Genomic DNA, 12,849 nt, shown 5'->3' on the forward strand with positions numbered 1-12,849 from the left:
AAAAAAAAAAAAAAAAAATTTGGGGCCGGGGGTTTGCCCTCTAATCGGTTTACAAATGCCCAAACATTTTGGCCTTAAACCCCTTTTCCGCGTCAACCCCCGCTCCCACAAGTATGCCCGGCGGTACTTACCCGAGCTGCGCAGCCACATCTTCCGGAATGTCCGCATTGGAGTAGACATTCTGCACATCATCGAGGTCTTCGAGCATGTCGATCAGCTTGAGGACCTTCTCCGCGCCTTCGAGATCGAGCTCGGCACTGGTGGTCGGCAACATGACGATTTCCGCGTCATCACCCTTGAAACCCGCCGCTTCCAGCGCGTTACGCACCGAATAGAAACCGGCGAACGAGGTGAACACATCGATGGAGCCGTCTTCGTGGGTGACCACGTCATCGGCATCGGCTTCCATCGCCGCTTCCATCAGTGCATCTTCATCCACGCCGGCGGCAAAGGAAATCTGCCCCTTGCGCTCGAACAGGTAGGCCACCGAACCGTCGGTACCGAGGTTGCCGCCACATTTGCTGAACGCATGACGAACAGCCGCCGCCGTGCGGTTGCGATTGTCGGTCATGCACTCGACCATCACCGCCACACCGCCCGGGCCGTAGCCTTCATAGGTCAGCTCGACCATGTCGTCGGTGTCGGCCGCACCGGCACCACGGGCCACGGCGCGATCGATGATGTCGCGACTCATGTTCGCGCCCAACGCCTTGTCCAGCGCCAGGCGCAGACGCGGGTTGGAGCCCGGGTCACCGCCGCCCTGACGGGCCGCGACAGTCAGCTCGCGAATCCACTTGGTGAAGATCTTGCCCTTCTTGGCATCCTGACGTTCTTTGCGGTGCTTGATGTTCGCCCACTTGGAATGACCTGCCATAACTCGCTCCGAATTCTCTTTGAAACATTGCCCGCCACGCCTTGAGGCCCCGGCCGGCAAACAAAAATAATCTCGACCTGTGGATAAAAAAAGGCGCATCCGAAGATGCGCCCTTCAGGCCCGTCTTACTCAGCCTTTGGTGTCTCGCGCAGACGAATGTGCAATTCGCGCAAGGCCTTGGCATCCACCACACCCGGCGCCTGCGTCATCACGTCGGCCGCACTCTGGGTTTTCGGGAAGGCGATCACTTCACGGATCGACTGGGCGCCGGTCATCAGCATCACCAGACGGTCCAGGCCGAAGGCCAGGCCACCGTGGGGCGGTGCGCCGTACTTCAGCGCGTCGAGCAGGAAGCCGAACTTCTCTTCCTGTTCCGCTTCGTCGATACCCAGCAGGCGGAACACCGACTGCTGCATTTCCTTGCGGTGGATACGGATCGAACCGCCACCCAGTTCGGTGCCGTTCAAGACCATGTCGTAGGCACGGGACAGTGCGGTGGCCGGGTTGGCCTCCAGCTCCGCCGGGGTGCACTTCGGCGCGGTGAACGGGTGGTGCAACGCACTGAAGCTGCCGTCGTCGTTCTCTTCGAACATCGGGAAGTCGACGACCCACATCGGCGCCCACTCGCAGGTCAGCAGGTTCAGGTCGTGACCCAGCTTGATCCGCAGCGCGCCCAGGGCTTCGCTGACGATCTTGAACTTGTCGGCACCGAAGAACACGATGTCGCCGTCAACCGCGCCAACGCGGTCGAGGATCACATTGAGGTTGGCCTCGGGGATGTTCTTGACGATCGGCGACTGCAGGCCTTCGACGCCTTTGGCGCGTTCGTTGACCTTGATGTACGCCAGGCCCTTGGCACCGTAGATGCCGACGAACTTGGTGTAGTCGTCGATCTTGCTGCGCGGCATGCTCGCCGCGCCCGGCACGCGCAGTGCGGTCACACGGCATTTCGGGTCGTTGGCCGGGCCGCTGAACACCTTGAATTCGACGTCCTTGAGCTGGTCGGCAACGTCTACCAGTTCCAGCGGGTTACGCAGGTCCGGCTTGTCGGAACCGTAGCGGCGCATGGCCTCTTCGAACGTCATGTGCGGGAATTCGCCGAATTCCAGATCCAGCACTTCCTTGAACAGGTTGCGGATCATGCCTTCGGTCAGGCCCATGATGTCTTTCTCATCGAGGAAGCTGGTCTCGATGTCGATCTGGGTGAACTCAGGCTGACGGTCGGCACGCAGGTCTTCGTCACGGAAGCACTTGGCGATCTGGTAGTAGCGGTCGAAGCCGGCGACCATCAGCAGTTGCTTGAACAGCTGCGGCGATTGCGGCAGGGCGAAGAACGAACCGGCGTGGGTACGGCTTGGCACCAGATAGTCGCGGGCACCTTCCGGGGTCGCACGGGTCAGGATCGGCGTCTCGACGTCGAGGAAGCCGTTTTCGTCGAGGTAGCGACGGATGCTGGTGGTCATGCGCGAACGCAGACGCAGCTTCTCGGCCATTTCCGGGCGACGCAGGTCGAGGAAGCGATAGCGCAGGCGGGTTTCCTCGCCAACGTCGGAGAACTCGTTGAGCGGGAACGGCGGGGTTTCCGCTTCGTTCAGCACTTCCAGCTCATAACCCAGTACTTCGATCATGCCCGACGCCATGTTGGCGTTGGTGGCACCGGCCGGACGCAGGCGTACCTTGCCGGTCACCTTGACCACGTATTCGCTGCGCACACGGTCGGCGACGGCGAAGGTCTCGGCGCGATCCGGGTCGAATACCACCTGGGCCAGACCATCACGATCACGGATATCGAGGAAAATCACCCCACCGTGGTCACGGCGACGGTGAACCCATCCGCAAAGGGTAATTTCCTGGCCGTCCAGGCTTTCGTTCAGTTGGCCGCAATAATGGCTGCGCATCATGGTCGTGGTTTCACTTCTCGTAATTCGAAATTCGGTTGGAGGCCTTGCGCACTTTCAAGTGCTGAATGATGCCGCAAGAGCTCGCGCGTGTCGTTGAATCGGGTTGCAGACCTTAGTCCGCTTTATCGCCACCGGCCAGGTTCTTCTTGGAACCGGTCTTGAAATCGGTTTCGTACCAGCCGTTGCCGCTGAGGCGGAAACCCGGCATGGACAGCATCTTCCTGAGCTCTGGCGCCTGGCAGGCGGGGCAGTCGACCAGCGGTGCTGCGCTGATCTTTTGAATGGCTTCCAACTGATGACCACAGGAAGCACATTGATAGTCGTACATCGGCATCGGGGTTGTCTCGGCGATCAGAATGCTACCGCACACGCTGGGTTTTGCGGCAAAGAGCGGGATTATATCCATTAAATGCGGCCTGTGCAGCCGTAAGACTGCACGGACCGACACTCGATGCACGGCGCTCGCCATCGCTACGCCAGGACGCCGCCCCGCTCCTCATTGCGACTGTGCACGACACAGACAACCCGCACCAATCCGCTGAAGTTTTTTACCCCGCCGTGGCGCAAATGCACCTCACGGTCGACATGGGACAGGAGGGCACTGACCGAACAGCAATTGATTTTCGCCATTTCCCCGAGAATATCCCAATACACCTGTTCAAGCCGCAAACAGGTGGCAAAACCATTCAAGCGAACGGATCGGGATAACGGCTGGGCCAGCCCCATATCGAACTCACTGACAAACGGGTCGATCCTTACATCCTTTAATGGACCCAACCTTCCTTCATTTAATCTGCCGTCATAAACCATACTACTGACACTCCTTTGCCATCTCTGGTTTCCATAAAAGCCATGTTGCAAGCCTTATAAAACCGCAGGCGCAAAGTTATATCCAGATGACTTTATGACCATCGACGTAGGATAAGCCAACAACAACAGGCGGATCACGGAGACCGTCCTAGTCTGGACAATTTCCTACAGAGCGCAGCGTGAGTTCCCACAGGGTGTCGCAACGGGAACACAGCGCGCGAACCGCCCCCATCGGCTGCCATTCGCGCGCCCCGGGCGCCTTCAATCCAGCAGGGCGCGCAGCATCCATGCCGTTTTTTCGTGCACCTGCATGCGTTGGGTCAGCAGGTCGGCGGTGGGTTCGTCACTGACCTTGTCCAGCAGGGGGAAGATCCCTCGCGCTGTACGCGTGACCGCTTCCTGACCTTCGACCAGTTGCTTGATCATGTCATCTGCACTGGGTACGCCCGGCTCTTCCTTGATCGAAGAAAGACGCGCATAGATCGAATAGGCACCGGGCGCAGGAAAGCCCAGCGCGCGAATACGCTCGGCAATTGAATCGACCGCCAGCGCCAACTCGTTATATTGCTCTTCGAACATCAAGTGCAGCGTCCGAAACATCGGGCCGGTGACGTTCCAATGGAAGTTATGGGTCTTCAGATAAAGTACATAAGTGTCCGCCAGCAGACGCGAAAGTCCGTCGACGATGGATTTGCGGTCTTCTTCACTGATACCGATATCGATTGCCATGCTATTCCCCTAACGGTGATGAATTCATCCAACAGGTGCACGACCACTCTAGCAAGCCCGCCGCGCAATCGCAGCCCGGATTGCGCCCGGAGCCTGTGACAAAACGCCCCGAGACACCGCTGGACACCCTGATTTGAGTAGCCGCGAGCTTTGCTGTTAAATAGACAACGTGTCGTCAACGCCTTTTTTTCGGGCGCTGCGCATAGGCTGATGCCAGGTGCGTGTCCAACGCCTCTCATTGTTTCGAAGCGAACCGTGCCCGATCAGCTCTTCCTTGTGATACGCCTGAATGTGAGTCAATAAAAATGTTGAAAATCGTCCACCTCCTAATGGGCGCAGCAGCCTTGCTGCTGTCCTTCATTCCCAGCCTGCGGTCCGAGGCTGTTCCTTACCTGCAACAACCCGATGCACTGTACCTGGCCTTTTTCGGCCTCCTCAACCTGACCCTGGCACCCGTCATTCCGCACTGGAACAAAGGTCCACGTCATCAATTGCAGAACCTGGTCAGCGCTCTGCTGGTACTGGCTGTCGTCCTGCAAACCCTGACGCTGCTTGCGCCGATGCCGGTCATTGCCGGTCAGCCGGCGGTCCTGTTCAGCCTGGTCGCGGCACTGATTGCGGTTCTGCTGCACCTTGGTGTCAGTTTCTACAAATCGTCCCCGACCGCCGCCTCGCCAAGCTACGACATGAGCAACCGCGATACCGGTACCGTCAAGTGGTTCAACACCTCCAAGGGCTTCGGCTTTATTTCCCGCGACTCCGGCGATGACATCTTCGTGCATTTCCGGGCCATTCGTGGCGAAGGCCATCGTGTCCTGGTCGAAGGCCAGCGCGTGGAGTTTTCCGTCATGAACCGTGACAAGGGCCTGCAGGCCGAAGACGTGATCGCCGCACTGCCGCGACGCTGATCCGAGGCTGAAAAAAAACCGCGAGCAGCCCGGCTGTTCGCGGTTTTTTTTATGCGCAGTCGTTCAGTAATGCGGAGGCGGCGCTTCTTCTTCAAATACCCCGAACTGTCCGGCCATCTCCTCTTGCCGCTTGAGCAAGGCGGCCATTTGCAATTGCAGGCGCTCAACCGCCCGCTGCTGTGTGGCCAGCACATCACTCAGCGCCTGGATGGTGTCATCCTGAAACGCCAGCTGGGTTTCCAGATCGGTAACGCGTTCTTCCAGGCTCATGACTCAACCCTCCAGAAACGTGAAATCTTCGGTCAGGATCAGGCGCAGCCGCTCGCGTATCGTCGCGACCTGTTGCGCCGTATAAGGCCGGGCCGGGTGCTTGCCCCACACCGGGGCCGGCCAGGCGGCATCCTCGCGCTTGCGCACGATCACGTGCATGTGCAATTGACTGACGACGTTACCCAACGCCCCGACATTCAACTTGTCGGCGTCGAACGAATCCTTGAGCAACTCCGCGAGCACAGTGGTTTCGCGCCACAGTTGCTGCTGATCGGCGGCATCGAGCTGAAATATCTCGCTGATATCGGCGCGGCGCGGCACCAGGATGAACCAGGGGTAGTTCGAATCATTGGACAACAGCAACCGGCTGAGCGGGAAATCGCCGATCGGCAGCGTGTCTTGTTGAAGTCGTGGATCTAAAGCGAACACTGCGTGCACTCCCGGACGTTGATCATTTCAGCTTAGCGCCCGCTCCCGAGAGCGACGCACCAAGCGACAGGACGGCAGCATACCTGCGAATGCCGCCGGCTTCACGACGAACCCATTGCAGGCCGAACCTTCGCGCTCAACTACGCCCCGGCATGAGACATTTTTCCCGGGGGCGCACCATTTCAGCACCATCGACCACCCCAAAACGACCAAAGTGACCCGAAAACCGAGGTCTGTTCGCTTTTCACCACAGGCCCCACTGTGTGAAATCAGTACAGCGAATAATATTTTTTGCACCAAAACCGCACAGTGCGTCTACGCTCAGTGCGTCGGGCATCCGCCGATTACTCACCAAAGGGGTGAACCGGTAACGTTTTTTGTTGTCACGTCGCCGCACGGCCAGGTTCAACACGATGCAAACGATGACGTCAAGCCCCTTCAATAGGTGCTTGTAACCCCCGGTTTTATGGGGCTTTTAACGTAACAGGCGGGCGTTCGGAAAAAAAAACAGCGAATTGCCAATTTGTGCACGCTTGTTGCATTCACACCCACATCGCCTTCAGAGCCACCACCGGACGTGGAAGCTCAAAGGCAATAAAAACAGTGGCAGGGTTGCCCGATGGAGATTCAAAGGCTGCACCAAGGACTCTTTTTAACCGATGCTCAAGCCCTGGAAAACAGCGCTGTAGTTGCCATTCCTATTGCATTGGGGCTGTAAATTTGCGACATCTACCAAGCCATTTGCGACAGGGTCGTAAAGAAGCTGAAAGGTTAGAGACGCAAGTATCGCCAATAGAGTCGGCGTGATATAAGTTTGCGCCGACACAAAAAGAAAGAGCCGCCCAGATAAAAAAACAGGTGGGACGGCAGTACTCTTCTAAAACCAAAGGAGCAAATCACGATGCGCGTGATGAAGTGGAGCATGATCGCACTGGCAGTTGCAGCAGCCGCCAGTACTCAAGTGGCAACGGCAGCACCTTTCGTAAGTGACCAGGCTGAAGCCAAAGGTTTTGTTGAAGACGCAAAAGCAGACATTCTGCTGCGCAACTACTACTTCAACCGTAATAACAAAGACGGCGGCAACGACCAGAAAGACTGGACCCAAGGTTTCTGGGGCAACTTCAGCTCCGGTTACACCCAGGGCACTGTCGGCGTCGGCGTTGATGCCTTCGGCTACCTGGCCATCAAACTGGACGGTGGCGACGGTACCGGCGGTACCGGCAACATGCCTGTAGGCGCCAACGGCGTTCAGGACAGCCAGGGCAAGGCCGGTGGCGCTGTTAAATTCCGCGTATCGAAAACCGAGCTGAAAGTCGGCGACATGCAGCCAAGCACTGCTCCAGTGTTCGCTGTCGGCGGTTCCCGTATCCTTCCTCAAACTGCCAGCGGTTTCCAACTGCAGAGCAGCGAAGTCAAAGACCTTGACCTCGAAGCCGGTCACTTCTACTCGTCGACCAGCCAGGACCGCAACTCCCGTGACGGCGGCCTGTACGCAACCTACGCAGGCGAAGAAGCCAACACCATCGACTACTTCGGTGGCAAATATGGCATCACCGACGCACTGAGCGTTTCCCTGTACGGCGCCAAGCTGGAAGACATCTGGAACCAGTACTACGCCAACGCCAACTACACCATCCCAATGGGTGGCGATCAGTCCCTGAACCTGGACGGTAACATCTACCGCACCTCGGACACCGGTGACTCCAAAGCTGGCGACATCAGCAACACCACGTACTCCCTGGCGGCCGCTTTCTCGTTCCTGAAAGCACACACCCTCACCGTAGCCTTCCAGAAGGTCAATGGTGATACGCCGTTCGACTACATCGGCGTGGGCAAGAACAACCGTGGTGGCGACTCGATCTTCCTCGCCAACTCCATCCAGTACTCTGACTTCAACGGTCCGGAAGAGAAATCTGCCCAGATCCGTTACGACCTGAAAATGGCTGAGTACGGCGTTCCTGGTCTGAGCTTCATGACCCGTTACGTGAAAGGCTGGGACATCGACGGTACCGGCCTGGCGGCCAACAGCGTATACCGTAAATCCAACGGTGACCCGCTGTATGGTGCTGACGGCAAACACAACGAAACCAACTTCGAAGCCAAGTACGTTGTTCAGACTGGCCCGGCAAAAGATCTCTCCTTCCGTATTCGTCAAGCATGGCACCAGGCTAACGCTGACCAAGGCGAAGGCGACATCAAAGAGTTCCGTCTGATCGTCGACTACCCGCTGTCGCTGTTGTAATCGCATCCAGTTAGTTTGCGGTAACAAACAAAAGGCCCATCTTCGGATGGGCCTTTTTTTGTTACAAGTTTGTTACTTACTGCACGGCCGATTCCTGAACCACTCGAATCACACGTTGTGGAAAGGGTATATCGATACCGGCCGCTTTCAATCGATCCCGGGATTGTTCATTGAACATGAACATCACATCCCAGTAATCCGCCGTCTTGACCCAGACTCGCAACGAAACAGTAATCGAACTGTCACCGAGGGTTGAAATAACCGCCTGGGGGGCCGGTTCGCTCAGGATGCGCTCATCCTTGGCCAGGTCCAGTAACACCTGCCGCGCCTTCTGCAGGTCCGCTTCGTAATCCACGCCCACATCGAACACCACCTTGCGGGTGGGCTGACGGTTGGTGTTGGTGATGATGCCGTTCGACAGATTGCCGTTGGGCACGATGATGGTCTTGTTGTCACCGGTGCGCAGCACGGTGTGGAAAATCTGAATGCTGTCGACCGTACCCGCTACACCTTGGGCCTCGATCCAGTCACCGATACGGAACGGACGGAACAGCAGGATCAGCACGCCACCGGCGAAGTTCGCCAGACTGCCCTGCAACGCCAGGCCAATGGCCAGGCCTGCGGCACCGATCGCAGCGACGAAGGAGGTGGTTTCCACGCCGATCATCGACGCCACGCTGACGACCAACAGCACTTTGAGGATGATGTTCGCCAGGCTGCTGATGAAGCCTTGCAGCGCCAGGTCAGCGTTGCGCAGCGCCAGCAGGCCACCAAGCTTCTGCGTGACCTTGTTGATCAGCCACCAGCCGATGGCCAGGGTGACGATCGCCAGCAACACGCGGCTGCCGTACTCCATGATCATCGGGATCCAGGCTTGGGACGCCTTGACTAGGTTGTCCACTTCAGCGTTCAAGTCCATCTAGAGTTCTCCTGATTTCCGGTCATCCGGCACTCGAAAAGACAAGCGGCAGAAAAGACTGATCCCCTGTGAGGTCAATCGTTCTGCCGCTGCTTGGGCCTCGGACGCCAAAAGCGCCGAGAGGTTCCCGCCTGAGAGGTCAGTCGCGGAAATTGTTGAACTGCAGTGGCATATCGAACGTCTTGGCACGCAGGGCCGCGATGGCTTCCTGCAGATCGTCACGCTTCTTGCCGGTCACACGCACCTGCTCGCCCTGGATGGCGGCCTGGACCTTCAGCTTGGCGTCCTTGATGTGAGCGACGATTTTCTTCGCCAGCTCCTTGTCGATGCCTTCCTTGAGGACGGCTTCCTGCTTCATCAACTTGCCCGAGGCATAGGCGTCCTTGACTTCCAGGCACTGCACGTCGATTTTGCGCTTGACCAGGGCCAGCTTGAGGATCTCAATCATGGCTTCAAGCTGGAAATCGGCTTCTGCGGTGAGGTTGACGGTCAGGTCCTTTTCCTTGAACTCGAAGCTGCCTTTGCCTTTCAGGTCATAACGACGGTCGAGTTCCTTGACGGCGTTCTCGACGGCGTTGGTGACTTCGTGTTTGTCCAGTTCGGATACCACGTCGAACGACGGCATGTAATCTCTCCAATAAAGGGCGCGCTCAATCGCGAGGGAGCACGCCTGGCTTGCGGTTAAAATCCGCGCTGATTATAACGGGTCTTTCCCATCATTCACTGCGAGCCCTCGATGCGCGCCTCAAACAGAGCAAAAAGCTGATGTCCACCACCTGGCATGTGCTGGGCGCCGGCAGCCTTGGCACCTTGTGGGCCACGCGTCTGGCGCGGGCCGGGGTGCCGGTCCGGCTGATCGTGCGCGATGAAGCGCGGTTGCACGCTTATCGAGCGGCGGGCGGGCTGACGCTGGTGGAACAGGGCGCGGCGCATACCTGGGGCATTCCCGGTGAAACAGCCGAAAACGGAGAGCCGATCAACCGACTGCTGGTCGCCTGCAAAGCCTATGATGCCGAACAAGCCGTTGCCCGACTGGCGTCGCGGCTGGCCCCCGACGCTGAACTGATTCTGTTGCAGAACGGCCTCGGCAGTCAGGACGCGGTCGCCGCTCAGGTGCCGCACGCACGCTGCATCAGCGCATCGAGCACCGAAGGCGCGTTTCGCGAAGGCGACTGGCGCGTGGTGTTCGCCGGCCACGGCTACACCTGGCTGGGGGATGCCGGGCACCCGGTGGCGCCGATCTGGCTGGACGAGCTGGTCAGCGCCGGTATTCCCCACGCCTGGAGCATCGACATCCTTACCCGGCTGTGGCGCAAGCTGGCCCTCAACTGTGCGATCAACCCGCTGACCGTGCTGCACGACTGCCGTAATGGCGGCTTGCAGGATCACCATTGCGAAGTCGCGACCCTGTGCGGCGAACTGAGCGAATTGCTCGAGCGCTGCGGCCAACCGGCGGCGGCCGAGGACCTGCAGCAGGAGGTCGAACGGGTGATTCACGCCACCGCCGCCAACTACTCCTCGATGTATCAGGATGTCGCCCAGGGTCGCCGCACCGAAATCAGCTACCTGCTGGGCTACGCCTGTAAAACGGCGGCGCGGCATCAATTGAACCTGCCGCACCTCAACCAGTTGCAGCAGCGGCTGATCGCCCATCTGCAGCGTCTCGGATTGCCCAGCGACTGAGCAGCGGCTACGCTGGCCACTTGTTCCTTGTGCAGCGATCAAACTGATGCCATTGCGCCAGCGCCTTGAAAACCTTCCGGTCGGCCAGAAACTGCTGGCCGCCCTGCTGGTGCTGTTGACCACCGTCCTGCTGGTTGCCAACCTGACCTTCATCAGCGCCGCGTACTACATCTCCCAGGAAAGCATGGCCCCCCAGGCCTTGCAGACCATCGGCCGCCTGGTGTCCAACCCGAGCCTGGTGTCCGAGGCCCTGGCGTCCCCCCAAAGCGCAGAACGTCTGCTCAACGAGCTCAACAGCTACTCGCCACTGCGCGCAGCGGCGTTGTATGACGGCAAGGGCGAACGCCTGGCGCAATTGCAGCATGGCGACAAACTCAAGTTACCCGAGCGCTATCGCCATATCGAAGCCTGGCAAGCCACCGAATTCCGCAGCAATCAGGTGATCACCCTGCCCCGCCCAGGTACCGCGCCCGGTCATTTGCTGCTGGTCGCCAGCAGCGAGTTGCCGATGGCGTTCTACACCGGGACCCTGACCGCCAGCCTCGGCATCCTGATCTTCAGCGTGCTGCTGTGGCTGATGATCGCCCGGCAGATCAAGCGCCTGATCACCCGGCCGATCCACCAGTTGGAGGAGCTGTCGCGGCAGGTCACCCGCGAAGAGAACTACGCCCTGCGCGCCTCGCGCGGCAACCATGACGAAATTGGCAGCCTGGCCGAGGCCTTCAATACCATGCTGTCGCGCATCGAGGCCCGGGAGCAGCAGCTCAAACGGGCGCGGGACGACTCCCAGGCCGCGTATGATCAGGCCCAGGGCCTGGCCGAGGAAACGCGCCACACCAACCGCAAGCTGGAGCTCGAAGTCCAGGTACGCAGCAAGATCGAAAAGAAACTCACCGGCTTTCAGAACTACCTCAACAGCATCATCGACTCGATGCCGTCGGCGCTGATCGCCCTTGATGAGCAGCTCTACGTCACCCAATGGAACCAGGAGGCCAGCGCGCTCTCCGGCACACGCCTGGACGAGGCGCTGAATCAACCGATCTTTCTCGCGTTCGAACCGCTCAAGCCGTTTCTGCCACAGCTCAAGCAAACCGTCGAGCAGCACACGGTAGCGAAGATCGAGCGCGTGACCTGGCTCAAGGACGATGAGCCCAAGCACTACGCCCTGACCTTCTACCCGCTGATGGGGGGCGCCGGCCGTGGCGTGGTGATCCGGATCGACGACATCACCCAGCGCCTGTCCCTGGAAGAGATGATGGTGCAGTCGGAAAAAATGCTCTCGGTCGGCGGGCTCGCGGCGGGCATGGCCCACGAAATCAACAACCCGTTGGGCGCGATCCTGCACAACGTGCAGAACATTCGCCGGCGCCTGTCCACGGAACTGCCGAAAAACCTCGAACAGGCCGAGCAGATCGGCATCGAACTGGACACGGTCAATGAGTACCTGCGCGCCCGTGAAGTGCCACAGCTACTCGATGGCATCCAGCAGGCCGGCGCGCGGGCCGCGAAAATCGTCACCCACATGCTCAGCTTCAGTCGCCGCAGCACCCGGCAGATGGCGCCGTGCGACCTGCCGGCACTGATCGACCAGGCCGTGGAAATTGCCGGCAACGATTTCGACCTGGCGATCGGTTTCGACTTCAAGGGCCAGGCGATCATTCGTCAGTTCGATCCGACGCTGGGCCCGGTGCCCGGCACCGCCAACGAGCTCGAGCAAGTGCTGCTGAACCTGCTGAAAAACGCTGCCCAGGCCATTCACCAGCGCGAAGATGACAGGGAGCCCGGGCGGATCATCCTGCGCACCCGGCTCAATCCACCCTGGGCGGAAATCCAGGTCGAAGACAACGGCATCGGCATGAGCGAGAACGTGCGCAAACGCACCTTCGAGCCGTTCTTCACCACCAAGGAAATCGGCCAGGGCACCGGGCTCGGGCTGTCGGTGTCGTACTTCATCATCACCAACAACCACAAGGGCCAGATGGAAGTGCAATCGACCCTGGGCCAGGGCACCTGTTTCACCTTGCGCCTGCCCTTGACCAGCACCCCGCTCGTCTCTCAAGAACTCAATCAGCTTTCGAGGTAAC

General features: G+C 59.2%; 13 protein-coding genes. 4 read left to right on the plus strand and 9 right to left on the minus strand.

All coding sequences use genetic code 11. The features are described from left to right. Window positions 1–127 precede the first annotated feature (127 nt). The 5 genes from QIW53_RS05340 to QIW53_RS05360 form a co-directional block, all read right to left on the minus strand. The gene (locus QIW53_RS05340) at window positions 128–874 is read right to left on the minus strand and encodes a YebC/PmpR family DNA-binding transcriptional regulator (protein WP_371048601.1); all 747 of its coding nucleotides are present in this window, start codon (window positions 872–874) and stop codon (window positions 128–130) included. 125 nt (window positions 875–999) lie between these two features. Then, complete coding sequence (gene aspS, locus QIW53_RS05345) at window positions 1,000–2,775, minus strand: aspartate--tRNA ligase (protein WP_371048602.1); 1,776 nt, start codon at window positions 2,773–2,775, stop codon at window positions 1,000–1,002. 112 nt (window positions 2,776–2,887) lie between these two features. Further along, the gene (locus tag QIW53_RS05350) at window positions 2,888–3,109 is read right to left on the minus strand and encodes an FmdB family zinc ribbon protein (protein WP_371048733.1); all 222 of its coding nucleotides are present in this window, start codon (window positions 3,107–3,109) and stop codon (window positions 2,888–2,890) included. A 137-nt stretch (window positions 3,110–3,246) separates the two neighbouring features. Beyond that, window positions 3,247–3,585 carry a ribbon-helix-helix domain-containing protein gene (locus QIW53_RS05355; RefSeq protein ID WP_192305551.1) on the minus strand — a complete coding sequence of 113 codons (339 nt, stop codon included), beginning with the start codon at window positions 3,583–3,585 and terminating at the stop codon, window positions 3,247–3,249. A 261-nt stretch (window positions 3,586–3,846) separates the two neighbouring features. Then, window positions 3,847–4,314: a Dps family protein gene (locus tag QIW53_RS05360; RefSeq protein WP_371048603.1), complete on the minus strand. Its 468-nt coding sequence runs from the start codon at window positions 4,312–4,314 to the stop codon at window positions 3,847–3,849. 305 nt (window positions 4,315–4,619) lie between these two features. Here QIW53_RS05360 and QIW53_RS05365 point away from each other — a divergent pair, with 305 nt between their 5' ends. Next, window positions 4,620–5,222, plus strand: a complete 603-nt coding sequence (locus tag QIW53_RS05365; RefSeq protein WP_371048604.1) for a cold-shock protein — start codon at window positions 4,620–4,622, stop codon at window positions 5,220–5,222. A 63-nt stretch (window positions 5,223–5,285) separates the two neighbouring features. Here the strand turns inward: QIW53_RS05365 and QIW53_RS05370 are convergent, their stop codons facing one another. Next, window positions 5,286–5,492, minus strand: coding sequence for a SlyX family protein (locus QIW53_RS05370; RefSeq protein ID WP_192305545.1), 207 nt, complete (start codon window positions 5,490–5,492; stop codon window positions 5,286–5,288). Window positions 5,493–5,495: 3 nt separating this feature from the next. Next, window positions 5,496–5,921, minus strand: coding sequence for an HIT domain-containing protein (locus QIW53_RS05375; RefSeq protein WP_192305543.1), 426 nt, complete (start codon window positions 5,919–5,921; stop codon window positions 5,496–5,498). Window positions 5,922–6,822: 901 nt separating this feature from the next. Here QIW53_RS05375 and QIW53_RS05380 point away from each other — a divergent pair. Continuing rightward, window positions 6,823–8,163, plus strand: a complete 1,341-nt coding sequence (locus QIW53_RS05380) for an OprD family porin (protein ID WP_371048605.1) — start codon at window positions 6,823–6,825, stop codon at window positions 8,161–8,163. Window positions 8,164–8,239: 76 nt separating this feature from the next. Here the strand turns inward: QIW53_RS05380 and QIW53_RS05385 are convergent, their stop codons facing one another. Together QIW53_RS05385 and QIW53_RS05390 are read right to left on the minus strand one after the other, a co-directional pair. Next, window positions 8,240–9,082: a mechanosensitive ion channel family protein gene (locus tag QIW53_RS05385; RefSeq protein ID WP_371048606.1), complete on the minus strand. Its 843-nt coding sequence runs from the start codon at window positions 9,080–9,082 to the stop codon at window positions 8,240–8,242. A 139-nt stretch (window positions 9,083–9,221) separates the two neighbouring features. Continuing rightward, window positions 9,222–9,707: a YajQ family cyclic di-GMP-binding protein gene (locus tag QIW53_RS05390; RefSeq protein ID WP_371048607.1), complete on the minus strand. Its 486-nt coding sequence runs from the start codon at window positions 9,705–9,707 to the stop codon at window positions 9,222–9,224. A 140-nt stretch (window positions 9,708–9,847) separates the two neighbouring features. Between QIW53_RS05390 and QIW53_RS05395 the strand changes: the two genes are divergently transcribed. Both QIW53_RS05395 and QIW53_RS05400 read left to right on the plus strand, forming a co-directional pair. Further along, the gene (locus QIW53_RS05395; RefSeq protein ID WP_371048608.1) at window positions 9,848–10,765 is read left to right on the plus strand and encodes a putative 2-dehydropantoate 2-reductase; all 918 of its coding nucleotides are present in this window, start codon (window positions 9,848–9,850) and stop codon (window positions 10,763–10,765) included. 46 nt (window positions 10,766–10,811) lie between these two features. Continuing rightward, complete coding sequence (locus QIW53_RS05400; protein ID WP_371048609.1) at window positions 10,812–12,848, plus strand: sensor histidine kinase; 2,037 nt, start codon at window positions 10,812–10,814, stop codon at window positions 12,846–12,848. The last annotated feature ends 1 nt before the right edge of the window (window position 12,849 follow it).

It is taken from the genome of Pseudomonas fluorescens (assembly GCF_041354075.1).
In the GTDB taxonomy this organism is placed as follows: Bacteria; Pseudomonadota; Gammaproteobacteria; order Pseudomonadales; family Pseudomonadaceae; genus Aquipseudomonas; species Aquipseudomonas fluorescens_CE.

What these genes read in the sequence shown, in the direction of transcription:
- QIW53_RS05370 (WP_192305545.1), bottom strand. Translation starts at nt 5,492, where the DNA reads ATGAGCCTGGAAGAACGCGTTACCGATCTGGAAACCCAGCTGGCGTTT.
- aspS (WP_371048602.1), bottom strand. Translation starts at nt 2,775, where the DNA reads ATGATGCGCAGCCATTATTGCGGCCAACTGAACGAAAGCCTGGACGGC.
- QIW53_RS05385 (WP_371048606.1), bottom strand. Translation starts at nt 9,082, where the DNA reads ATGGACTTGAACGCTGAAGTGGACAACCTAGTCAAGGCGTCCCAAGCC.
- QIW53_RS05340 (WP_371048601.1), bottom strand. Translation starts at nt 874, where the DNA reads ATGGCAGGTCATTCCAAGTGGGCGAACATCAAGCACCGCAAAGAACGT.
- QIW53_RS05360 (WP_371048603.1), bottom strand. Translation starts at nt 4,314, where the DNA reads ATGGCAATCGATATCGGTATCAGTGAAGAAGACCGCAAATCCATCGTC.
- QIW53_RS05390 (WP_371048607.1), bottom strand. Translation starts at nt 9,707, where the DNA reads ATGCCGTCGTTCGACGTGGTATCCGAACTGGACAAACACGAAGTCACC.
- QIW53_RS05355 (WP_192305551.1), bottom strand. Translation starts at nt 3,585, where the DNA reads ATGGTTTATGACGGCAGATTAAATGAAGGAAGGTTGGGTCCATTAAAG.
- QIW53_RS05350 (WP_371048733.1), bottom strand. Translation starts at nt 3,109, where the DNA reads ATGCCGATGTACGACTATCAATGTGCTTCCTGTGGTCATCAGTTGGAA.
- QIW53_RS05400 (WP_371048609.1), top strand. Translation starts at nt 10,812, where the DNA reads ATGCCATTGCGCCAGCGCCTTGAAAACCTTCCGGTCGGCCAGAAACTG.
- QIW53_RS05395 (WP_371048608.1), top strand. Translation starts at nt 9,848, where the DNA reads ATGTCCACCACCTGGCATGTGCTGGGCGCCGGCAGCCTTGGCACCTTG.
- QIW53_RS05365 (WP_371048604.1), top strand. Translation starts at nt 4,620, where the DNA reads ATGTTGAAAATCGTCCACCTCCTAATGGGCGCAGCAGCCTTGCTGCTG.
- QIW53_RS05380 (WP_371048605.1), top strand. Translation starts at nt 6,823, where the DNA reads ATGCGCGTGATGAAGTGGAGCATGATCGCACTGGCAGTTGCAGCAGCC.